We start from the raw sequence: 21,778 nt of genomic DNA on the forward strand, positions 1-21,778 counted from the left end.
CGGGGGAGCTTCAAGTCGTAAGCCTCAGGCTGCAAGAGGAATGGCGTCGAGCCTTGGGCTCAACGCCGTTCCTTGCAGCTTGTAGCTAGAAGCTTGCCGCTGCTTACTGCGATTTCCGGACCCGCAGGTACCACTCGGAGAGCAGTCGTACCTGTTTGTCGGTGTAGCCACGTTCGACCATGCGTGTAACGAAGTCGTTGTGTTTTTGCTGGTCCTCCTTGCTGGCCTTGGCGTTGAAGCTGATGACGGGCAGCAGGTCTTCGGTGTTGGAGAACATTTTCTTCTCGATGACCACCCGCAGCTTTTCATAGCTGAGCCAGGTTGGGTTCTTGCCGTTGTTGTTGGCCCGGGCGCGCAGTACGAAGTTGACGATCTCGTTGCGGAAGTCCTTCGGATTGCTGATGCCCGCCGGTTTTTCGATTTTTTCCAGCTCCTCGTTGAGGGCCACGCGATTGAGTATTTCGCCCGTCTCCGGGTCCCGGTATTCCTGGTCCTGGATCCAGAAGTCTGCGTACAGCACGTAGCGATCGAAGATGTTCTGGCCGTACTCGCTGTAGGATTCCAGGTACGCCGTCTGGATTTCCTTGCCGATGAACTCGATGTAGCGCGGAGCCAGGTACTCCTTGAGGAAGCGCAGGTAGCGTTCGCGGGTTTCGGCCTGGAATTGTTCCTGCTCGATCTGCTGTTCCAGCACGTACAGCAGATGAACCGGGTTGGCCGCGATCTCGTGAGGGTCGAAGTTGAAGACCTTGGACAGGATCTTGAACGCGAAACGTGTGGACAGGCCGTTCATGCCTTCATCGACCCCCGCGTTGTCGCGGTATTCCTGGATCGATTTGGCCTTTGGATCGGTGTCCTTGAGGTTTTCACCGTCGTACACGCGCATCTTCGAATAGATGTTGGAGTTTTCCGGCTCCTTGAGGCGCGACAGCACCGTGAACTGGGCAAGCATCTTCAGGGTGTCGGGAGCGCAATGGGCCTTGGACAGCGAACTGTTGAACAGCAGCTTGTCGTAGATCTTCACTTCGTCGGTCACTCGCAGGCAGTACGGCACCTTGACGATGTAGATCCGGTCGATGAAGGCCTCGTTGTTCTTGTTGTTGCGGAAGGTATGCCATTCCGACTCGTTGGAGTGGGCCAGCAGGATGCCGGTGAACGGGATGGCCCCCAGGCCCTCGGTGCTGTTGTAGTTACCTTCCTGGGTGGCGGTCAGCAGCGGGTGCAGCACCTTGATAGGCGCCTTGAACATTTCGACGAACTCCATCAGGCCCTGGTTGGCCCGGCACAGCGCCCCCGAGTAGCTGTAGGCATCGGCGTCGTTCTGTGGGAATTCTTCCAGTTTGCGGATATCGACCTTACCCACCAGGGCTGAAATATCCTGGTTGTTTTCATCCCCCGGCTCGGTCTTGGCTACCGCGATCTGGTTAAGGATCGAAGGGTAGAGCTTGACCACGCGGAACTGACTGATGTCACCACCGAACTCGGCCAGGCGCTTGGTGGCCCATGGCGACATGATGGTATTGAGGTAGCGGCGCGGAATGCCGAAGTCTTCCTCGAGGATCGCGCCGTCCTCGGTGGCGTTGAACAGCCCCAGGGGCGATTCGAACACCGGCGAGCCCTTGATGGCGTAGAAGGGCACTTTTTCGATCAATTGCTTGAGTTTTTCGGCCAGGGACGATTTACCGCCACCCACGGGGCCGAGCAGATAAAGGATTTGCTTCTTCTCTTCCAGGCCTTGGGCGGCATGGCGGAAATAGGACACGATCTGTTCGATGCATTCTTCCATTCCGTGGAAGTCTGCAAAGGCCGGATAGCGGCGAATCACCTTGTTGGAAAAGATTCGCGAGAGCCTCGAGTTGGTCGAGGTATCCAGCAGTTCCGGTTCTCCGATTGCCAGCAACAGACGCTCCGCAGCCGATGCGTAGGCGCTGCGGTCCTGCTTGCAGAGTTCGAGGTATTCCTGCAGCGAGTATTCCTCCTGCCGCGTGGACTCGAAACGTTGCTGGAAGTGGCTAAAAATACTCATGACGTCACCTCGCTCGATACGTGGAGCCGGTGGCGGATCAATCAGTCGATGCTGGTCAGCCGCTGGTGGAACCCAGTTGCTGTTTACCCCCCAGAATGCTTTCAAGAATGCAGGCTCTTGAAAGCTTACTCCCGATGACCCGTGCGCCGGTGTACCGGCTCTCCCCTGTTTTGGATGGCCTGAGGTTAAGGATAGTTCGGAATCGGAGAGGTAAAGGTGGAATACGTAATTAGTTGTGGCAGACCGTTCGTCTGCCAGTGCTCAAGCCCACGGTTCTCGCGGGCTTGGGACGGCATAAAAAATTATTCGTGAGTGCCTTGCGCTATTTCTGAAGGATAAGTCGTACGCCACAACTCAAAACCGCCGTCCATGCTGTAGACATCACTGAAGCCCTGGCTGACCAGGTAGGCGGCTGCGCTCTGGCTGGAGTTGCCGTGATAGCAGACCACCACGGTAGGTGCGTCGAGGTCGGCGGCCCGGATGAAGTCGGCGATGGAGTGGTTATCCAGATGCCTGGAACCACTGATATGCGCAGCTGCAAAAGTGGCTGGGTCGCGGACGTCGACGATGACCGCGCCTTGCTCGCGCAAGGTCTGGGCCTGTTCCGGGGGGATGCGTTTGAATTCGGTCATGAGGACTCCTGTAGCGCTGAAACGCAACGCCGGTCAAACGGCAGTGCCGGCCGGCAATGGTGCAGTGGTCGGGTGATGGATTTTAGCGTGGCCCTGTTCGTCGCAATCGCAACGCAGTCGCTCGAAAGTATCGACGTTCATCAGCGTCATGGCGCTGCCCCACACGCAGCCGGTATCGAGAGCGAAGACGCCGGGCTCGTCGGACTGGCCTTCCAGTGCCGCCCAGTGCCCGAAAATGATCTTCAGGTGACGGGTCTTGCGCTCGCTGTGCTTGAACCAGGGGGCATAGCCGGGCGGTGCGGTCTCGATGCCTTCCTTGCCCTTGAGATCGAGCTTGCCGTCGCGGGTGCAGAAGCGCATGCGCGTAAAGTAATTGGTGATGACACGAAGACGGGCGCTACCGGTGAGGTCGTTGTCCCATTTGACCGGCTCGTTACCGTACATGCCATCCAGGTAGGGGGCGAACAGGTTGTCGTCGCGCAATGCCTGCTCGACCTCGCCCGCGCACTTGAGTGCCTTGCGCAAGGACCATTGGGGCGGGATGCCGGCATGGACCAGCGCCAGGTTGCGCGCTTCGTCGTAATGCATGAGCTTTTGCTGGCGTAGCCACTCCAGCAGTTCGACGCAATCGGGGGCCGCGAGTATTTCGCTCAGGGTATCGGATTTTTTCAGGCGCTCGATGTTCTGCCAGGCGGCCAGGAGATGCAGGTCGTGGTTACCGAGCACGCACACCAGCGACTGGCGGATGCTGTAGAGAAAGCGCAACGTCTCAAGGGACTGCGGGCCACGGTTGACCAGGTCTCCCACCAGCCACAGCGTATCTTTTTGAGGATCGAAGGCGACGCGCTCCAGCAGGCATTTGAGCGGGTCGAGGCAGCCTTGCAGGTCACCGACCGCGTACGTGGCCATTAGTGCAGGGCTCCGGGCACGGCCAGGCGAAAGGGCTTGATGACGGCGTCGAAGCGTTTGCCGTCCTCGGCCAGCATCTGGTAGGTGCCTTGCATGGTTCCGACCTTGGTCGTCATCACCGTTCCGCTGCTGTAGCTGTGGCTTTTGCCGGCGTCGATCAACGGCTGTTGGCCGACCACGCCTTCGCCACGCACTTCTTCGACATGGCCATCGCCGTCGGTGATGATCCAATGCCGCGACAGCAGCCTGGCCGGCAAGGAGCCGTTATTGCGCACGGTAATGCTGTAGGCGAAGGCGAAGCGGTCATGCTCGGGTTGCGACTGTTCTGCCAGAAAACGTGTGGTGACGCTGACGTCGACCTGGTAACGAGGATCGGACATGCAAAAAGGCCTTAAAAGCGAAGCGGGACGCGGGCGCGACTCAGACGATCAGTCTAGGCCAAGTATCGGGTAGTAGGCCAGACTGGCGTACTGCCCGATAGCGATCGTCGTCCGCTCAGTTGGCGCCGACCTGCGGGGCGACCTGTTCACTGAGCTTGTCGGCCAGGCGCACGAAAGCTGCCAGGTCCAGTTGCTCGGGGCGCAGGCTGCCATCGACGCCGGCGGCTTCGATTTCAGCGCTGCTGAGCAACAGTTTCAAGGTGTTGCGCAGGGTTTTGCGACGCTGGTTGAACGCTTCGCGCACCACCCGCTCCAGCAGGCGATGATCCTTGGCCGGGTGCGGCAGGACGGCATGGGGCACCAGGCGGACGATGGCTGAATCGACCTTCGGCGGCGGGTTGAATGCGCCCGGGCCGACGTTGAACAGGTGTTCGACCCGGCAATGGTACTGGACCATGATCGACAGCCGACCCCAATCACCACCACCTGGGCCGGCGGCGAGGCGCTCGACCACTTCTTTCTGCAGCATGAAGTGCATGTCGCGGATCAGGCCGGCGTTGCTCAGCAGGTGGAAGATCAGCGGCGTGGAGATGTTGTACGGCAGGTTTCCCACCACCCGCAGGCTGTTCGGCGCGGCGTCCAGGCTATTGAAGTCGAACTTCAGTGCGTCGCCCTGGTGCAGGTTGAAATTGCTCCTGCCGGCGAACTGCTGGTTGAGAATCGGGACCAGGTCCTTGTCCAGTTCCACCACGTCCAGTTGTGCGCCGCTGTCGAGCAGGCCTTCGGTGAGGGCGCCCTGGCCCGGTCCGATTTCCAGCAGGCGATCGTCGGGTTTGGCCCGGATGGAACGCAAGATGCGATCGATCACGCCGGCGTCATGCAGGAAGTTCTGGCCGAAGCGCTTGCGCGCGCGGTGTTGGTATTGCTCGGTCATAAATGGGTCTCGGCCATCTGGTAGGCGGTTTCCAGCGCGACTTGCAGGCTGCCGGTATCGATCTTGCCGCTGCCGGCCAGGTCCAGGGCGGTGCCGTGGTCCACGGAGGTGCGGATGATCGGCAGGCCCAACGTTACGTTGACCGCTGCGCCGAAGCCTTTGTACTTCAGCACGGGCAGGCCCTGGTCGTGGTACATCGCCAGCACCGCGTCGCAGTGCTCCAGATATTTTGGGGTAAACAGAGTGTCGGCAGGCAGCGGGCCACGCAGGTCCATGCCCTCGCTGCGCAAGCGCTCCAAGGTCGGTTCGATGATGTCGATTTCTTCACGGCCCAGATGTCCGCCTTCACCGGCATGGGGATTGAGCCCGCAGACCAGGATGCGTGGCCGGGTGATGCCGAATTTTTCCTGGAGGTCGGCGTGCAGGATGCGCGTGACGCGCTCCAGGCGTTCCGGGGTGATGGCGTCGGCGATGTCCCGCAAGGGCAGGTGAGTGGTCACCAGGGCCACACGCAGGCCACGGGTGGCGAGCATCATCACCACCTGCGCGGTGTGGGTCAGGTCCGCCAGGAATTCGGTGTGTCCGGAAAAGGCAATCCCGGATTCGTTGATCACGCCCTTGTGTACCGGAGCGGTGATCATGCCTGCGAAAGTCCCGTCCAGGCAGCCTTCGCCTGCGCGAGTGAGGGTTTGCAGGACGAACGCGGCATTGGCCTTGTCCAATTGCCCGGTGACGACCGGAGTGCCCAAGGGCGTATCCCAGACATACAGGCTGTTGGCGGGCGCCGGGACATCCGGCCAGGCCTGCGGTGTTACCGGCAGCAGGTCGACGACCACCCCCAGTTGCGCGGCCCGCTCAAGGAGCAGGTCGCGACTGGTAATGGCAATCAGGGGATGCGGCTGGGGTTGCGAGGCGAGCAGCAGGCACAGGTCGGGACCGATGCCGGCTGGTTCGCCGGGTGTCAGCGCGAAACGCTTGGGTTTCACTGCGCTGCCTGGTCTGCACCAGGAAGTTTGATTTCAACGTAGGCTTCGTCGCGAATCTGACGCAGCCAGGTTTGCAGCTCTTCGTCGTATTTGCGGTTGCGCAATACGGTCATCGCCTGTTGCTCGCGAGCCTGGGTGGTGCTGTCGGTGGCGCGGCGGCCAAGGACTTCCAGCACGTGCCAGCCATAAGGGCTCTTGAACGGTTTGGACAACTGGCCTTGCGGGGTGTTGGCCATGACCTGGCGGAATTCGGGAACCAGTGCATTCGGATCGACCCAGTTCAGGTCGCCACCGTTGAGTGCCGAGCCCGGATCTTCCGAGTAGCTCTTGGCCAGTTCGGCGAAATCTTCGCCCGCTTCGATGCGGTCGTAGAGTTTTTCCGCCAGGCGCTTGGTCTCGGCTTCGCTGCGGATTTCACTTGGCTTGATCAGGATGTGGCGAACATGGACTTCGTCACGGACCTGGGTTCCGCCACCGCGCTTTTCCAGCACTTTCAGAATGATGAAGCCGCCTGGCGTGCGCGCCGGCTGGGTGATGTCACCTACCGCCATGGCGCTCAGTTCGCGGTCGAATGGAGGCGGCAGTTGAGCCGGTTTACGCCAGCCCATGTCGCCGCCTTCCAGGGCGTTATCGCTGCCCGATTTGGCAATGGCCATCTGGCTGAAATCGGCGCCTTGCTTGAGTTGCTGGTAGACATCCATCGCCTGGCGATAAGCGCTCTGGATCGCTTCGGAGTTGGCGCTTTCCGGGGTGGGAATCAGGATGTTCGCCAGGTGCAGTTCTTCGGAAAGCTGCATTTTGCCCAGGTCGGACGCGAGGAAGTTCTTCACTTCCTGCTCGGACACCTGGATGCGTTCGGCGACACGGCGCTGGCGCACACGGCTGATGACCATCTCGCGGCGGATCTGGTCGCGGGCGTCCTCGTAGGAGAGGCCGTCGCGAGCCAGGGCGGCGCGGAACTGGTCGAGGGTCATGTTGTTGCGCTGGGCAATGGTGCCCACGGCCTGGTTCAGCTCTTCATCGGTGATGCGAATGCCGGAGCGTTCGCCGATCTGCAACTGCAGGTTTTCGACGATCAGGCGTTCGAGCACTTGCTGGTCCAGCACGCCTGGAGGTGGCAGGCCACCGCCGCGCTTGGCGATGGTTTGCTGGACTTCATGGACGCGCTGGTCCAACTGGCTCTGCATGACCACGTCGTTGTCGACAATGGCCACCACTTTATCGATGGACTGCACCGCGGCGTTGGCCGCGGTACCCAGGAACAGCGCGCCCAGCATCAGCGGGCGCAGACAATCAGAAAGCTTGATCTTCACGTTCACGATAACCTTGGATGCCTTTGTCGAGGAAGCTCTCTACCTTGGCGCCGGTGAGGCCGCCGAGTCCCTTCAGGACAATTTGGAGGAAGACGCCGTGGTCGCCTTTTTCGTTTTGCGGAGCGTCTTGACTGGTCTCGTCATAGGCGACCCAATAACGGTTGATCAGGCGCAGTTTCCAGCAGCAGTTGTCGTATTCGAAACCACCAAAGGCTTCCAGGGTACGGTTGCGGTTGTAGTCATACTGCCACCGGCTGATTGCGTTCCACTGCGGCACGATCGGCCAGATGACCGAGAAGTCGTGCTGCTTGATCTTGTAGTAGTCCTTCACGTAGTTCGGATCGCCCGGGGCGCCGTAATCGCCACCGCCCACTTGCCAGCGGCCAGTGGTCTGGTCGTAACGGACCTGGTCGTTGCGATAGCGGTAGCCGGCGTTGATGACCTTGTTCGGATTGTCTTCCGGCTGGTAGTGGAACATCGCACTGCCCGAGCGGGGGCTGTGAGAGTCCGGATCCCAGTTGTAGTCGGCCGTGGTGCGCCAATCGCGGTTCCAGCGGTATTCGTATTCCAGCGCGTAAGGCGAGACGCTGGAATGTGCGTCTTCGCGAGTCTTGAAGTCGATACCAGGCAGTTGGACTTCGCGGTCCTTGAAGTAGAAGGCCTGGCCGACGCTGATGCGCTGGCGTTCGAAGCCGTCTTCCTGGATCCAGCGGTTGGTCACGCCCAGGGACAGTTTGTTTTCGTCGCCGATACGGTCGGAGCCGGAGAAACGGTTGTCCCGGAACAGCGAAGAGTAGTTGAACGTGCTTTCGCTGGTATCGAAGACAGGAATGTCGCTCTGGTCTTTCTCTGGCACATAGAGGTAGAACAGGCGCGGCTCCAGGGTTTGGCGATAGTTCTTACCGAACCACTGGGTATCGCGGTCGAAGTACAGGCCGCTGTCGATGCTGGCAATTGGGACGCCGCGGCTCTGGTTCCTGCTGTAGGTGCCGTTCAGGCGGTCGCCTTCAGCGCCCTGGTTGGCGATGTCTCGTTTGCCTTGGCTATCCAGATCCAGGTCGTATTGGGTGTATTGGTACTTGAGCGACGGCTTGATGTAGCCATAGCTTGCATTCATTGGCAGGCTGACCACCGGGGCCAGATTCATCCGGTCACCAGTGGCTCGGGCTAGGCCCGCGACGTTCGTGTCTAGGAAAGGGGTCCCAATGGTCCCATCGCTATTAAAAGGACCACCGGTTTCGTCCTTGTAGCGCCCCGTCCTCAAATCACGATCAAACCGCACGAACTCGGTGTTGTAGGCGAAATCCAAACCACCCGGATGCTGCGGCAGCGCACCATTGAAGGTGATCTGTGGCAAGCGGTCATAAGGCGTGATGTTCGAAATCGTGGCCATCTGATAGGCCTGGACGTTCAAGCGCGCCGTATAGGAATCGCCGCGATAGCTGACCGCACCCTGCTGGTTCACGAAGTCCCTGGACTCGACACCGATCTGGTCGGTCTGCAGATCCTGGAAGTAGTAAGGGTCGCTGATCTTGGTGTAGTCGACTTCAGTCGACACGCGGGAGTCCAGGCCACCCTTGTGCTGCCAGTTGTACATGTAGCGGGTCTTGCTGTAGTCGGTCTGCTGGGCGCGCTCGTCTTCTTCGTCGTTGAGGTACGCAGCACCGAACTGACCTTCGCTGGACTTGGTCAGGTAGCGGAACTCGCCTTCCATCAACAGGCCGCGCTTGGCCATGTAGCGTGGGTACAACGTGGCGTCGTAGTTCGGTGCCAGGTTGAAGTAGTACGGAGTGACCAGCAGGAAGCCGGTATCGCTGCCGCTGCCGATGGTCGGCGGCAGGAAGCCGGACTGGCGACGGTCGTCGATCGGGAAATAAATATAAGGCGTGTACAGGACTGGAATGTCCTTGACCCGCAGCGTCACGTTGGTCGCGGTACCGAAGCCGGTGGCCGGGTTCAGGGTGATGTTGTTGCCCTTGAGCGTCCAGGCGTTGCTGTTCGGTTCGCACGTGGTGTACGTACCGTCCTTGAGACGGATGATCGCGTTCTCGGCGCGCTTGGCGTACAGGGCGTTACCGCGGATGCGCGATTTGTGCATCACGTATTCGGCGTTGTCGACCTTGGCTTCACCGGTGTCCAGCTGTACATCGGCATGGTCGCCGACGATCAGTGCACCGTTGTCGCGAACCCGTACGTTGCCGCTCAGCTCGCCACGGTTTTCGGCCTGGTACAGGCTGGCCTCGTCGGCTTCGACCTGCATGCTGCCCTGGCGCATGACCACGTCACCGGCCAGGGTCGCCACCTGTTCTTCCTGTTGATAGCGTGACGCCTTGGCGCCGAGGAAGGTGGGGGCGTCGCTCTTGGCCGTCTTGTCGTTCATGCCAGGACGGGACGGTTCGATGTAGGCACCCGAGCAGTAAGGGCCGGTCTCGGCCAATTGCGCAGGCGTTAGGTTCTCGCGCGGAACCCAGTCCAGGTGACTGTAGTCTGCACTGCGCGACTTCAGGCCGCGGCCCTTGGCTTCGGTAACGAGCATCGGTTTTTCGCCGACTTCCTCGCCCGAGCCGCTGTCGGCAGGAGCCGCGCCGCTGTCGGAAACCGCACTGCCGTCATGCACGGGACGCGGCGGCAACGCAGCGGCCGGTGTCTTGGGCGCACAGTCCCAGGCACCCGAAGCGGAGACGGAGCAGTCATACTGCTGCGCCGCGACGACGAATGAAGAGGCCAGGGGTTGCAGGGCCAGCAGACTGCCGGTGACCAGCAACGGAAATTTTTTACGAAACGCGGGGGATTTCAATGCCATCTTATTAGTCCGGGCTTCCTGCGTGCCATCTGCCCGCGGTGTGGGCCGCACGCCTCTCGATGGTCTGAAAAAGATGCTGGATAATAAAGCATGACCCGCTTGACGGCTAGCGCCGTCGGAGACCCTTGCAATGCCCGACCAAGATGTACGCTTGCAACACCTGAAAGTTTGGCTCGATGAACAACTGCCGATCCTTTTCACTCAACAGGGCTGGGGAGCCGTACCCCCGGCCACGTTGACCGCCGCCAGCAGTGACGCGAGTTTTCGGCGTTATTTCCGCTGGGAAGGCGAGGGTCGTAGTTTGATCGTAATGGATGCGCCACCGCCCCAGGAAAACTGCAAACCCTTCGTGGATATTGCTTTTTTGCTGGCGAAATCCGGCATTAACGTGCCGAAAATTTATGCCGAAGACCTCGAACGCGGCTTTCTTTTGCTCAATGACCTGGGCAATCAGACCTATCTGGACGTGATCAACGGCGAAAATGCCGACGATTTATTCGACGACGCCCTGCAAGCCTTGCTGGCTTTCCAGCAATTGCCGATGGTCGCGCCGTTGCCGAGCTACGATGTCGCGTTGCTGCGCCGGGAGCTGGAATTGTTCCCCGAGTGGTACGTCAAGCGTGAGTTGGGCATCGAGTTCGATTCGGCCCAGCAGCAACTCTGGCAACAGGCCTCTGAGCTATTGATCGACAGCGCCCTGGCCCAGCCCAAAGTGCTGGTGCACCGCGACTACATGCCGCGCAACCTGATGCTCAGCGCACCGAATCCTGGCGTACTGGACTTTCAGGATGCGGTCTATGGCCCGGTTACCTACGACGTGACCTGCCTGTTCAAGGATGCTTTCCTCAGTTGGCCCGAGGCCCGCGTGCGGGGCTGGCTGGAGAATTACTGGCAACAGGCCGGCGCCCTTGGCATTCCAGTCCAGCCGGATTTCGAGGATTTCCTGCGGGCCAGCGATTTGATGGGGGTGCAGCGTCACCTCAAGGTCATCGGGATCTTCGCGCGCATTTGCCATCGTGATGGTAAGCCACGTTACCTCGGTGATGTGCCGCGGTTCTTTGCTTATATAGAAGCGGTCATTGCCCGTCGTCCTGAACTGGCACCGCTCGATGAGCTGCTTGGCAGCCTGCGGCAATCGGCCGGAGCAACGGCATGAAGGCGATGATCCTGGCGGCAGGCAAGGGCGAGCGCATGCGCCCCCTGACCCTGACCACGCCAAAGCCGTTGATTCGTGTGGGTGGCATTCCCTTGATCGAATACCACCTGCGGGCCCTCGCCAGGGCCGGCTTCACCGAGATCGTGATCAATCATGCCTGGCTCGGCCAGCAGATCGAAGATCACTTGGGAGACGGTTCACGGTTTGGCGTGAGTATTCGCTTTTCGCCCGAAGGCGAGCCACTGGAGACCGGCGGTGGAATCTTCCGGGCCTTGCCGCTGCTGGGCGATGAAGCGTTCGTGGTGGTAAACGGCGATATCTGGACCGACTACGATTTCAGTGCTTTGCGCAGGCCGCTAAAAGGGCTGGCGCATCTGGTATTGGTCGATAATCCGGAGCATCACCCGGACGGCGATTTCATCCTGGCCGATGGAACGGTTCACGTTGGGCAAACGCCTGCCGACAACCTGACCTATAGCGGCATTGCCGTCCTGCACCCGCGTTTGTTCGACGGCTGCACGGGCGGTGCGTTCAAGCTCGCACCGCTGTTGCGCGCGGCCATGGCCGAGGGGCGCGTCAGTGGCGAGCACCTGAAAGGGCATTGGGTCGATGTCGGCACCCACGAACGTTTGGCGCAGGTCGAAACCTTGATAGAAGCGAGCGGTTGATATGTGGTGGCCAGGGACTCTGATTGGAGCCGGGGCGGGCTTTGCCATAGCCAGCATCCCGGGGGCCATGCTTGGGGCGTTGCTGGGACAGGCGCTGGATCGGCGTCTGAACCTGCAGGGCTGGGCGCAGGTGCGTGAGCGTCTGGGTGGACGCCCGGCACTGCGCAACGATGAGTTGTTGTTTGTATTACTGGGGCGCCTGGCCAAATGCGATGGGCGCGTGGTCGACGGTCACATTCAGCAGGCTCGCCAGGAAATGCGAGCCCTGGACTTGAGCGAGTCGGCGCAACGCCGGGCGATCGCGGCGTTCAACCGAGGCAAATCCGGGAACGATCACTTGCGCGGTTATCTGCGTCGCCTCAGCACTCAGCCGCATGCGGCGGAAGGTGTGCTGCGGGCCTGCTGGCGGATGATTTGGGCCGATGGGCGGGCGGGGCCAGGCGAGCGTGAATTGATTGCCCGGTGGGGCAAGTGGCTGGGCTGGACGCAGCAACAGGTCCAGGCATTGGCGAGCGAATACGAACCGCAGAAACTGGCACCGCCCAGCAGTGGCATCACGTATCAGGAGGCGATGCGTTTGCTGGGGGTTTCTGCCACCAGTGAGCCGTCGCAGATCAAGCGGGCCTACCGCCGCCTGCTCAGTCGTCACCACCCGGACAAGATTGCTGGCAGCGGCGCGACGCCATTGCAGGTGCGCGAGGCCACCGACAAGACTCGGGAACTGCATAACGCCTATCGCTTGATTCGCGAGCGGCGGGATTTTCGCTAGCCGCGCAGGAAACAATTGTGGCAAGGGGATAACTCCCCTCGCCACAGCGGTGCTTCACTTGAAGGTGAACCAGCTTTACTCTCCCGGTTTCTGCGGATTCAACCAACCCCGAACCCGACGAAACAGCTGCTCCTGCTCTGCCGACGGGTTCGGCAAGGCCTTGAGGGACACCTGGCTGAAAGTCGACCCCTTCAAGCGTTTGCTTGCCTGCAAGCGCTCCAGTGCCGCGTTGCGATCCAGCGGCTTGTCCATGTAGAAAATGTCGGCGGTCGCCAGTTTCAAGGTCGGGGTCAGTTCGGCCAGGGCAGGCTTGGCGGTGACCGGAGTCTGGGCGGCCACCATCACGAAGCGCTCGACCTGCGAGGGCTGCTTTTCGCTCAAGTAGCGCGCTGCCCAATAGGCGCCGGTGCCATGGCCCAGCAGCACGATGCGGCGGGCACTTTGCTGTTCGGCGTAGGCCAGTGCCGCGTCGATGCGGGCGAAAATACGCTCGGCATCGGCCTTGGCGTGTTCCTCATCGGTTTCGGCAACGGCCGGATCGGTCGCGTCGGCTTCTCCTCCCGCCACCTGTTCGATCGGTGCTGCGGTGGTGGCGTCCGGTGCAGCGGCTGCGGTGTCGGCCGGTTTGGTCTCCGGTGGTGTTTCCACCACGCGCGGTGCAATGACGTCGCTTTGCAGGTCTGGCAGGGTGATACTCAGGCTGCTCCACTCAACGTCGGGCAACTTTTTACGCAAAGGGCCGATAACTTGAGGCCAGTCAGCTGTTTCCCCGGCACCGGGGATTATGATGACTGCGCCCTTGGGGTCGCTGGTATTGGCCGGCTTCCACAGCGCCAGGAAGGCATCGCTGCCAGTCTGTAATTGTTGCTGTTCCTGGGCCGGGACTTTTCGTTCAAGTGCGGTCGCTTCTTCCTGGCTACGCTCGAGCAAAGGCTGGCGCTCGACGGGCTTTTCCTCGGCAGGTTGTTCCGCGGTGGCGGGTGCCGGTTCGCTGGCCTGTACAGAAAAGGCACTTGGCAGGATCAGCGACAGGCACAATGCTGGCAACGCCAGGCGATAAACAGAGGGCATCGGATATTCCATGACCAGAAGTATTTCCGGCAGCCTAATGGGTTGGTCAGTATTTGTCAGTGCATGAGACTTCGATGATGCGTTTTTGCTGCCTGTGGGTTATCGGCTGTTTATGGCTTCCCTTGATGGCGTGGGCCGCGCCCGCGCCGCAGGCGCACGGGGTGCAATTGAATGCCGGGCAGCGCCAATGGCTGGTGCAACATCCGCAATGGCGGGTCGGCCTGGTATTGCAGGCACCCTATGCGCAATACGACCGGCGCTTGCAGCGTTTGTCCGGTACCAATGTCGAGTTGATGCAATGGCTGGGCAAGGCGTTGAATGTCGAGCTGACCTGGCGCAATTTCCAGGACGTGGCACAACTGGAAGCGGCAGTGCGCGCCGGCGAGGTGGACGTCGCTCCGGGCCTGACCCAGTCCCCGAGTGGGCTCAAGCTCTGGCAGTTTTCCGATCCCTACATGCGCGTACCGCAATTGATCGTCGGCGGGCAGAAAGGCGCCGAGGGGGTGGAGCTGGAAAAACTCGACACCCAGGCCCGAGTCGCCGTACGCATGCCCAGCGCCACGGCCGATTACCTGCGCAGCAACTACCCGACGCTGAATCTGCAAGGTGTGCCGATGGAACGCGAGGCCCTGCAATTGTTGCTGACCCAGCAGGCGCGCTATGCGGTGGTCGATGAGGCACAGCTCGGGCGGTTGATGGTCGAGCCCGAATTCGCCGAGCTGGCGGTGGTGGGCGACATCGGCCTGCCGCAGTTGCTACGGGTGGCCTCGCGCCGGGACTGGCCGGAGCTGGCCGAGATCATTGACAGCGGTTTGCAGGCGATCCCGGCCAAGGAACTGGAGCAACTGCACAGCCGTTGGCTCAAGCCAAAATACCCGCGCCTGACCGAAACCCCGGGTTTCTGGCAGAACCTCACCCTGTTGATGCTGGCCCTGTTGCTCAGCAGCGTTGCCATCGTGTTCTGGCAGCGCCGCCAGCAACGCGCACTGGAGCGCCGCCTGCGTGCCGCGCGGGAGGACATCGTCCAGCGGACGGCCAGCGAGGAAGCCTTGCGCCTGACGCAGTTTTCCATCGATCAAAGCACGGTCGGTATCCTTTGGGTCAATTGGGACAGCCACGTGCGTTATGCCAACCGAGCGGCGGAAACCATGCTGGGTTATGCGCCGGGTGCCATCATCGATCGGCCCCTGATCGACTTCGAGCCCGGCCTGCACATGGATCGCTGGCTCAACTTGTGGAAGCGCGCCCGAGCCAGTGACGAAGGGCCGCAAAGTTTCGAGACCGAATGCGTGCGCGCCGACGGCAGCATCCTGCCGGCGGATGTGTCCTTGAGTTTTCTGCGTTTTCGCGACGCCGAATACCTGGTGGTTTACCTCAACGACGTGACCGAGCGCCGGCGTGCATTGGCGGCGCTGCGTGAAAGCGAGGCGCGCTTGCAAGGTATCGCTGCCAACGTGCCAGGCCTGGTCTTTCGCCTGGAGCGGGCGCCGGTGACCGGCCAGATCGACTTTGCCTACATCAGCGAAGGCAGCGAAAGCCTGGTGGGCTATTCCCCCGCGACCCTGGCCCGCAGCGATACCGGCTTGCGCAGCCTGGTGCATCCGCAGGACAAGGCCGATTATCACCGCACCCAGGATCAGGCGCTGGACACCGACAGCGACTGGTCATGGCAGGGCCGCATCCTGACCCGTGAAGGCCAGGAGCGCTGGGCCGAGATCAAGGCGATCACCCGTCGTCTCGAAGATGGCGCCTACGTCTGGGACGGTATCGTCTGGGACATCACCGCAAGCAAACGTATCGAACTGGAACTGGCCAGCTCCCGGGAGCAGTTGCGCGAGTTGTCGGCGCACCTGGAAAGCGTGCGGGAGGAGGAAAAGGCGCGCATTGCCCGGGAAGTCCATGACGAGCTGGGCCAGATGCTGACGGTGTTGAAACTTGAAACATCCATGTGTGAATTAGCCTACGCACAACTCGACCCGGGCCTGCATGAGCGGCTTAACAGCATGAAGCGCCTGATTGCCCAGTTGTTCCAACTGGTGCGGGACGTGGCGACGGCGTTGCGCCCGCCGATCCTGGATGCGGGTATTGCCTCGGCCATCGAATGGCAGGCCCGGCGCTTCGAGGCGCGTACGCAGATCCCGTGCCTGGTGCAGGTGCCGGACAACTTGCCAGCCCTGAGCGACGCCAAGGCCATCGGCCTGTTTCGGATTCTCCAGGAGGCGTTGACCAATGTGATGCGCCATGCCCAGGCGCATACTGTGGAGCTGACGCTGGTTCAGGATGGCGACGAATTGTGTCTGACGGTCAGCGATGACGGTGTAGGCTTTATTGCCAATACAGGTCGGTCAACCTCCTTTGGCCTGGTCGGCATGCGTGAACGGGTGTTGATCATGGGTGGGCAGTTGACCCTGGACAGTGAGCCAGGGGAGGGGACGACCCTGTCGGTGCGGGTGCCGTTGCATGAGTCCTGATCGGTGAGCCGCCTGGGCGGGCCCTATCGCGAGCAGGTTCGCTCCCACATTGATTGAGATGTACATATAACCCTGTGGGAGCGAGCCCGCTCGCGATGAGATTCTGAATCTGGAGAACAATGTGATCCGTGTACTGGTAGCCGAAGACCACACCATCGTCCGCGAAGGCATCAAGCAGTTGATCGGCCTGGCCAAGGATCTGGTGGTGGTCGGGGAGGCGAGCAATGGCGAACAGTTGCTCGAGACCTTGCGCCAGGTGCCCTGCGAAGTGGTGCTGCTGGACATTTCCATGCCGGGTGTCAACGGCCTGGAGGCGATCCCACGGATCCGGGCGCTGAATAATCCGCCCGCGATCCTGGTGTTGTCGATGCATGACGAGGCGCAAATGGCCGCCCGTGCGCTGAAGGTCGGTGCCGCCGGCTACGCGACCAAGGACAGCGACCCGGCCCTGCTGCTCATGGCGATTCGCAAGGTCGCGGCCGGCGGGCGTTACATCGACCCGGACCTGGCCGACCGAATGGTCTTCGAGGTCGGCCTGACCGACACCCGCCCGTTGCACTCGCTATTGTCCGAACGTGAGTTCTCGGTCTTCGAACGCCTGGCCCAGGGCGCCAACGTCAACGACATCGCCCAGCAATTGGCCCTGAGCAGCAAGACCATCAGCACCCACAAGGCGCGGCTGATGCAGAAGCTCAACATCACGTCATTGGCGGAGCTGGTGAAATACGCGATGGAGCACAAGCTGCTCTAAACTCGCTGCAATCTCCTGTGGGAGCGAGCCTGCTCGCGATGGCGTCGGACCATTCAGTATCGATGTTGGCTGACACGCCGCTATCGCGAGCAGGCTCGCTCCCACAGGGGAATGCACTGACATACCTATTTGCGACACGCCCCAACACCGCTTTTCACCCCTGCTTGCAGCTCGCCGCTTCAAACCCGCCGCCGTCCTTACCCAATCCCGCCATCCCTGTAGGGCAATCCCTACCCCGACTCTTCCATCCGGCTGAGGCGATTCTCTCCTGCGCCCCGATTTGCGCGGGCCCCAGGCTCCACTAGGCTTGATTCACAAGCAGTCATCAATACAAAAGGTGCGGGTATGAGCCAGGTCGATTCAAGCGCGGGGGCCAGTGATGTGCTGGTCAGCTTTCGTGGTGTGCAAAAGAGCTACGACGGCGAGAACCTGATCGTCAAAGACCTCAACCTGGATATTCGCAAAGGCGAATTCCTGACCCTGCTCGGGCCGTCCGGCTCCGGCAAGACCACCAGCCTGATGATGCTCGCCGGGTTCGAAACGCCAACCGCCGGTGAGATCCAGCTGGCCGGGCGCTCGATCAACAATGTGCCACCGCACAAGCGCGACATCGGCATGGTGTTCCAGAACTACGCCTTGTTCCCACACATGACCGTCGCCGAGAACCTCGCTTTCCCACTCACCGTGCGTGGACTGAACAAGAGTGACGTGAGCGATCGGGTCAAGCGCGTCCTGAGCATGGTCCAGCTGGACACCTTCGCCCAACGCTATCCGGCGCAACTGTCCGGTGGCCAGCAGCAACGGGTGGCCCTGGCCCGGGCCCTGGTTTTCGAACCGCAACTGGTGCTGATGGACGAACCCCTCGGTGCGTTGGACAAGCAACTGCGTGAACACATGCAGATGGAAATCAAGCACCTGCACCAGCGCCTGGGCGTGACCGTGGTCTATGTGACGCATGACCAGGGCGAAGCCTTGACCATGTCCGACCGCGTGGCCGTGTTCCACCAGGGCGAGATCCAGCAGATTGCCCCCCCACGCACGCTGTATGAAGAGCCGAAAAATACCTTCGTCGCCAATTTCATTGGCGAAAACAACCGCCTCAACGGCCGCCTGCACAGCCACACCGGTGACCGTTGCCTGGTTGAGCTGGGGCGTGGCGAGAAGGTCGAGGCGTTGGCGGTGAATGTCGGCAAGCCAGGCGAGCCAGTGACCCTGTCGATCCGTCCGGAACGGGTGAGCCTCAACGGCGCAAGCGAACAATGTGTCAACCGCTTCTCAGGGAGGGTGGCGGAATTCATCTATCTGGGCGACCACGTCCGGGTTCGCCTGGAAGTCTGCGGCAAGAACGACTTCTTCGTGAAACAACCGATTGCCGAGCTCGATCCCGGGCTCGCCGTCGGGGACGTGGTTCCGCTTGGCTGGCAAGTCGAGCACGTGCGTGCGCTCGATCCCCTTCTAGAGGCGAATTGATCGCCCCCTGCTGTACCAACACCAACCCTGCACGTGGAGAGAACAATAAATGTTGAGATCCCTGAAGTTCACAGCCCTGACCCTGGGCATGATGGGTGCGGCAAGCGCGATGGCGGCGGGCCCGGACCTGACCGTGGTGTCTTTCGGCGGGGCGAACAAGGCGGCTCAGGTCAAAGCCTTCTACGCACCGTGGGAAGCGGCCGGTAACGGCAAGATCGTAGCTGGCGAGTACAACGGTGAAATGGCCAAGGTCAAGGCGATGGTCGACACCAAGAGCGTTTCCTGGGACTTGGTGGAAGTCGAGTCCCCGGAATTGTCCCGTGGTTGCGACGAAGATATGTTCGAGCAACTGGACCCAGCCTTGTTCGGCAAGGCCGAAGACTACGTCAAGGGTGCCATCCAGCCTTGCGGCGTAGGCTTCTTCGTGTGGTCGACCGTACTGGCCTACAACGCCGACAAACTGAAAACCGCACCGACCAGTTGGGCTGACTTCTGGGACACCAAGCAATTCCCGGGCAAGCGCGGCCTGCGCAAAGGCGCCAAGTACACCCTGGAATTCGCCCTGATGGCCGACGGCGTCGCGCCGAAAGACGTCTACAAAGTGCTGGCCGGCAAAGATGGCCAGGACCGTGCGTTCAAGAAACTCGACGAACTCAAGCCGAACATCCAGTGGTGGGAAGCTGGCGCCCAGCCGCCGCAGTACCTGGCGTCCGGTGACGTGGTCATGAGCTCGGCCTATAACGGCCGGATCGCCGCGGTCCAGAAAGAAAGCAACCTGAAAGTGGTGTGGAACGGCGGTATCTACGACTTCGACGCCTGGGCTATCCCGCGCGGCCTGGACAAGACTCGCGCGGAAGCGGCGAAGAAATTCATCGCTTTCTCGGTGGCGCCGCAGCAGCAGAAGACCTACTCGGAAAACATCGCCTACGGCCCGGCCAATACCCAGGCAGTGCCGTTGCTGGCCAAGGACGTCCTGACCAACATGCCGACTACCCCGGAAAACATCGCCAACCAGGTGCAGATCGACGTCAGCTTCTGGGCTGACAACGGTGAGCAACTGGAGCAGCGCTTCAATTCCTGGGCGGCGAAGTAACCGCTGACGGTTGTAGAGGAGCTTGTGTGGGAGCGGGCTTACTCGCGAAGGCGTCATCACTTTCAACATGAATGTTGGCTGACATACCGCTTTCGCGAGCAAGCCCGCTCCCGCAGGTTCTTGCCTCAGTTGGATGTTTCAAAAGAACAGAGGCGGCCCGCCGCCCCTGTAACGATCAAAGAGATTTGCGGAGTTCGCCATGGCCATCGCCGTTCCAATGAACGCGGGCACCAGCCCCACCCTCAAGCAGCGGCTCAAGCACGCCGAGCGGGTCAACCGCTGGAAGGCCCAGGCCTTGATCGCACCGCTGGTGCTGTTTCTGTTGCTGGTGTTCCTGGTGCCGATCGTGGCGCTGCTGTTCAAGAGCGTCAGCAACCCGGAAGTGGTGGGCGCCATGCCACGTACCGTCGCTGCCGTCGCTGCATGGGACGGACGCGGTTTGCCGGGCGAGCCGGTGTACAAGGCAGCCAGTGAAGACCTGGCCGAAGCCCGCAAGAATCAGACCCTGGGCGACTTGTCCAAGCGCCTGAACATGGAACTGGCCGGCTATCGCAGCCTGCTGACCAAGACCGCTCGGGCGTTGCCGTTTGCCACCGAGCCGACCTCTTATAAAGAAGCCTTGGAAAACCTCGACGAGCGTTGGGGCGACCCGGCGTACTGGCAGGTGATCCGCCGTAACACCAGCAACGTCACTCCGTATTACCTGCTGGCGGCGGTCGATCATCGTATCGATGACCTCGGCGAACTGGCACCGGCCACTCCCGACCAGGCGATTTACCTGGATATCTTCACCCGCACGTTCTGGATGGGCCTGGTGATCACCGCGATCTGCCTGGTACTGGCCTACCCGTTGGCCTACTTGCTGGCGAATCTGCCATCGCGCCAAAGCAACCTGTTGATGATCCTGGTGCTGCTGCCGTTCTGGACCTCGATCCTGGTGCGGGTGGCGGCGTGGATCGTGCTGCTGCAATCGGGCGGCTTGATCAATAGCGCCCTGATGGCCATGGGCGTCATCGATAAGCCCCTGGAGTTGGTGTTCAACCGCACCGGTGTCTACATCTCCATGGTCCACATTCTGTTGCCATTCATGATCCTGCCGATCTACAGCGTGATGAAAGGTATCTCGCCTACTTATATGCGGGCGGCGATTTCCCTGGGCTGCCATCCGTTCGCCAGTTTCTGGCGGGTGTACTTCCCGCAGACCTATGCCGGTGTCGGCGCCGGTTGCCTGTTGGTGTTCATCCTTGCCATCGGCTACTACATCACGCCGGCGTTGCTGGGTAGCCCGAACGATCAGATGGTCAGCTACTTCGTCGCGTTCTACACCAACACCAGCATCAACTGGGGCATGGCCACGGCGCTCGGCGGGCTGCTGTTGCTGGCGACCGTCGTGCTTTACCTGATTTACAACCGGCTGGTGGGCGCCAGTCGCCTGCGCCTGAGCTAAGGGGAGATCGAAATGCTGAGTCCTTACATGTCTCCCGTCGAACGGGTGTGGTTCTACACCTTGCGCATCCTCTGCGGGCTGATCCTGTTGTTCCTGATCCTGCCGGTGCTGGTGATCATTCCGCTGTCGTTCAACTCCGGCAGCTTCCTGGTGTATCCGCTGCAGGGCTTTTCGCTGCAGTGGTACCACGATTTCTTCGCTTCGGCCGAATGGATGCGGGCGCTGAAGAACAGCATCATCGTGGCCCCGGCGGCGACGTTGCTGGCGATGATCTTCGGCACTCTGGCGGCCATCGGCCTGACCCGTGGCGACTTCCCGGGCAAGGCGTTGGTGATGGCCCTGGTGATCTCGCCGATGGTGGTGCCGGTGGTGATCATCGGCGTGGCCAGCTACCTGTTTTTCGCGCCACTGGGGATGGGCAACAGTTTCATCTCGCTGATTGTGGTCCACGCCGTGCTGGGTGTGCCGTTCGTCATTATCACGGTATCGGCGACCTTGCAGGGGTTCAACCACAACCTGGTTCGGGCCGCCGCCAGCCTCGGGGCTTCGCCATTGACCGCGTTTCGTCGGGTGACCCTGCCGTTGATCGCCCCCGGCGTGATCTCTGGCGCGCTGTTCGCCTTCGCGACGTCGTTCGATGAAGTGGTGGTGACCCTGTTCCTGGCCGGTCCCGAGCAGGCAACCCTGCCACGGCAGATGTTCAGCGGTATCCGCGAAAACCTCAGCCCTACCATCGCCGCCGCCGCGACGCTGTTGATCGCCTTCTCGGTGATCCTGCTGCTGACCCTGGAGTGGTTGCGTGGGCGTAGCGAGAAGTTGCGTACTGCGCAAGTCTGAGGCCCAACGCAAAACTAATGTGGGAGCGGGCTTGCTCGCGAAAGCGGTGTATCAGTCGACAT

General features: G+C 61.1%; 18 protein-coding genes. 9 read left to right on the forward strand and 9 right to left on the reverse strand.

What is annotated here, in order from left to right; all coding sequences use genetic code 11:
* Positions 1-103: 103 nt before the first annotated feature.
* From AC30D9_RS10115 to AC30D9_RS10150, 8 genes are all read right to left on the reverse strand, one after another.
* Positions 104-2,026, reverse strand: coding sequence for a PrkA family serine protein kinase (locus tag AC30D9_RS10115; RefSeq protein WP_109754979.1), 1,923 nt, complete (start codon positions 2,024-2,026; stop codon positions 104-106).
* A 302-nt stretch (positions 2,027-2,328) separates the two neighbouring features.
* Positions 2,329-2,658 (reverse strand): thiosulfate sulfurtransferase GlpE, encoded by a 330-nt coding sequence (gene glpE, locus AC30D9_RS10120; protein WP_307576240.1) that lies wholly within the window; start codon positions 2,656-2,658, stop codon positions 2,329-2,331.
* 33 nt (positions 2,659-2,691) lie between these two features.
* Positions 2,692-3,567, reverse strand: coding sequence for a symmetrical bis(5'-nucleosyl)-tetraphosphatase (locus tag AC30D9_RS10125; RefSeq protein WP_307576239.1), 876 nt, complete (start codon positions 3,565-3,567; stop codon positions 2,692-2,694).
* Entirely contained in the window at positions 3,567-3,947 is a 381-nt protein-coding gene (gene apaG / locus AC30D9_RS10130; RefSeq protein ID WP_003206172.1) for a Co2+/Mg2+ efflux protein ApaG, read from the reverse strand. Before apaG ends, AC30D9_RS10125 begins: the two co-directional genes overlap by 1 nt.
* A gap of 115 nt (positions 3,948-4,062) precedes the next feature.
* The gene (gene rsmA, locus AC30D9_RS10135) at positions 4,063-4,881 is read right to left on the reverse strand and encodes a 16S rRNA (adenine(1518)-N(6)/adenine(1519)-N(6))-dimethyltransferase RsmA (protein ID WP_307576236.1); all 819 of its coding nucleotides are present in this window, start codon (positions 4,879-4,881) and stop codon (positions 4,063-4,065) included.
* The gene (gene pdxA, locus AC30D9_RS10140; protein WP_490143975.1) at positions 4,878-5,867 is read right to left on the reverse strand and encodes a 4-hydroxythreonine-4-phosphate dehydrogenase PdxA; all 990 of its coding nucleotides are present in this window, start codon (positions 5,865-5,867) and stop codon (positions 4,878-4,880) included. Before pdxA ends, rsmA begins: the two co-directional genes overlap by 4 nt.
* Positions 5,864-7,180 carry a peptidylprolyl isomerase SurA gene (gene surA / locus AC30D9_RS10145; protein WP_307576234.1) on the reverse strand — a complete coding sequence of 439 codons (1,317 nt, stop codon included), beginning with the start codon at positions 7,178-7,180 and terminating at the stop codon, positions 5,864-5,866. The genes pdxA and surA overlap by 4 nt, the downstream gene beginning before the upstream one ends.
* Complete coding sequence (locus AC30D9_RS10150; protein ID WP_490143976.1) at positions 7,161-9,983, reverse strand: LPS-assembly protein LptD; 2,823 nt, start codon at positions 9,981-9,983, stop codon at positions 7,161-7,163. Before AC30D9_RS10150 ends, surA begins: the two co-directional genes overlap by 20 nt.
* A 130-nt stretch (positions 9,984-10,113) precedes the next feature.
* Here AC30D9_RS10150 and AC30D9_RS10155 point away from each other — a divergent pair, with 130 nt between their 5' ends.
* Genes AC30D9_RS10155 through AC30D9_RS10165 form a run of 3 tightly spaced genes read left to right on the forward strand, consistent with a single transcriptional unit; the run spans position 10,114 to position 12,576 of the window.
* Entirely contained in the window at positions 10,114-11,139 is a 1,026-nt protein-coding gene (locus AC30D9_RS10155; RefSeq protein WP_490143977.1) for an aminoglycoside phosphotransferase family protein, read from the forward strand.
* Complete coding sequence (murU, locus tag AC30D9_RS10160; protein WP_134926077.1) at positions 11,136-11,807, forward strand: N-acetylmuramate alpha-1-phosphate uridylyltransferase MurU; 672 nt, start codon at positions 11,136-11,138, stop codon at positions 11,805-11,807. Before AC30D9_RS10155 ends, murU begins: the two co-directional genes overlap by 4 nt.
* 1 nt (position 11,808) lies before the next feature.
* Complete coding sequence (locus tag AC30D9_RS10165; RefSeq protein WP_134926076.1) at positions 11,809-12,576, forward strand: TerB family tellurite resistance protein; 768 nt, start codon at positions 11,809-11,811, stop codon at positions 12,574-12,576.
* 75 nt (positions 12,577-12,651) lie between these two features.
* Here AC30D9_RS10165 and AC30D9_RS10170 read toward each other — a convergent pair whose 3' ends face one another.
* Positions 12,652-13,647 carry an alpha/beta hydrolase family protein gene (locus AC30D9_RS10170; protein WP_490143978.1) on the reverse strand — a complete coding sequence of 332 codons (996 nt, stop codon included), beginning with the start codon at positions 13,645-13,647 and terminating at the stop codon, positions 12,652-12,654.
* 74 nt (positions 13,648-13,721) lie between these two features.
* On the opposite strand from AC30D9_RS10170, the gene AC30D9_RS10175 reads away from it, so the two are divergent.
* The 6 genes from AC30D9_RS10175 to AC30D9_RS10200 all read left to right on the forward strand — a co-directional run bounded on the left by AC30D9_RS10175 (position 13,722) and on the right by AC30D9_RS10200 (position 21,716).
* The gene (locus AC30D9_RS10175) at positions 13,722-16,118 is read left to right on the forward strand and encodes a PAS domain-containing sensor histidine kinase (protein WP_307576227.1); all 2,397 of its coding nucleotides are present in this window, start codon (positions 13,722-13,724) and stop codon (positions 16,116-16,118) included.
* Positions 16,119-16,239: 121 nt separating this feature from the next.
* Positions 16,240-16,869, forward strand: coding sequence for a response regulator (locus AC30D9_RS10180; protein ID WP_109754968.1), 630 nt, complete (start codon positions 16,240-16,242; stop codon positions 16,867-16,869).
* A 345-nt stretch (positions 16,870-17,214) separates the two neighbouring features.
* Positions 17,215-18,339, forward strand: coding sequence for an ABC transporter ATP-binding protein (locus AC30D9_RS10185; RefSeq protein ID WP_092400941.1), 1,125 nt, complete (start codon positions 17,215-17,217; stop codon positions 18,337-18,339).
* A gap of 49 nt (positions 18,340-18,388) precedes the next feature.
* Complete coding sequence (locus tag AC30D9_RS10190; protein WP_014340502.1) at positions 18,389-19,432, forward strand: ABC transporter substrate-binding protein; 1,044 nt, start codon at positions 18,389-18,391, stop codon at positions 19,430-19,432.
* Positions 19,433-19,631: 199 nt separating this feature from the next.
* Entirely contained in the window at positions 19,632-20,879 is a 1,248-nt protein-coding gene (locus AC30D9_RS10195; protein WP_134926072.1) for an ABC transporter permease, read from the forward strand.
* A gap of 12 nt (positions 20,880-20,891) precedes the next feature.
* Positions 20,892-21,716 carry an ABC transporter permease gene (locus tag AC30D9_RS10200; RefSeq protein WP_307576223.1) on the forward strand — a complete coding sequence of 275 codons (825 nt, stop codon included), beginning with the start codon at positions 20,892-20,894 and terminating at the stop codon, positions 21,714-21,716.
* The last annotated feature ends 62 nt before the right edge of the window (positions 21,717-21,778 follow it).

The sequence above is a fragment of the Pseudomonas sp. DF11 genome (genome assembly GCF_058148565.1).

Coding starts and splice junctions, on each gene's coding strand:
- AC30D9_RS10170 (WP_490143978.1), bottom strand. CDS start 13,647: ATGCCCTCTGTTTATCGCCTGGCGTTGCCAGCATTGTGCCTGTCGCTG.
- AC30D9_RS10115 (WP_109754979.1), bottom strand. CDS start 2,026: ATGAGTATTTTTAGCCACTTCCAGCAACGTTTCGAGTCCACGCGGCAG.
- AC30D9_RS10150 (WP_490143976.1), bottom strand. CDS start 9,983: ATGGCATTGAAATCCCCCGCGTTTCGTAAAAAATTTCCGTTGCTGGTC.
- apaG (WP_003206172.1), bottom strand. CDS start 3,947: ATGTCCGATCCTCGTTACCAGGTCGACGTCAGCGTCACCACACGTTTT.
- AC30D9_RS10185 (WP_092400941.1), top strand. CDS start 17,215: ATGAGCCAGGTCGATTCAAGCGCGGGGGCCAGTGATGTGCTGGTCAGC.
- AC30D9_RS10200 (WP_307576223.1), top strand. CDS start 20,892: ATGCTGAGTCCTTACATGTCTCCCGTCGAACGGGTGTGGTTCTACACC.
- AC30D9_RS10190 (WP_014340502.1), top strand. CDS start 18,389: ATGTTGAGATCCCTGAAGTTCACAGCCCTGACCCTGGGCATGATGGGT.
- rsmA (WP_307576236.1), bottom strand. CDS start 4,881: ATGACCGAGCAATACCAACACCGCGCGCGCAAGCGCTTCGGCCAGAAC.
- AC30D9_RS10125 (WP_307576239.1), bottom strand. CDS start 3,567: ATGGCCACGTACGCGGTCGGTGACCTGCAAGGCTGCCTCGACCCGCTC.
- AC30D9_RS10155 (WP_490143977.1), top strand. CDS start 10,114: ATGCCCGACCAAGATGTACGCTTGCAACACCTGAAAGTTTGGCTCGAT.
- AC30D9_RS10195 (WP_134926072.1), top strand. CDS start 19,632: ATGGCCATCGCCGTTCCAATGAACGCGGGCACCAGCCCCACCCTCAAG.
- murU (WP_134926077.1), top strand. CDS start 11,136: ATGAAGGCGATGATCCTGGCGGCAGGCAAGGGCGAGCGCATGCGCCCC.
- AC30D9_RS10175 (WP_307576227.1), top strand. CDS start 13,722: ATGATGCGTTTTTGCTGCCTGTGGGTTATCGGCTGTTTATGGCTTCCC.
- glpE (WP_307576240.1), bottom strand. CDS start 2,658: ATGACCGAATTCAAACGCATCCCCCCGGAACAGGCCCAGACCTTGCGC.
- AC30D9_RS10165 (WP_134926076.1), top strand. CDS start 11,809: ATGTGGTGGCCAGGGACTCTGATTGGAGCCGGGGCGGGCTTTGCCATA.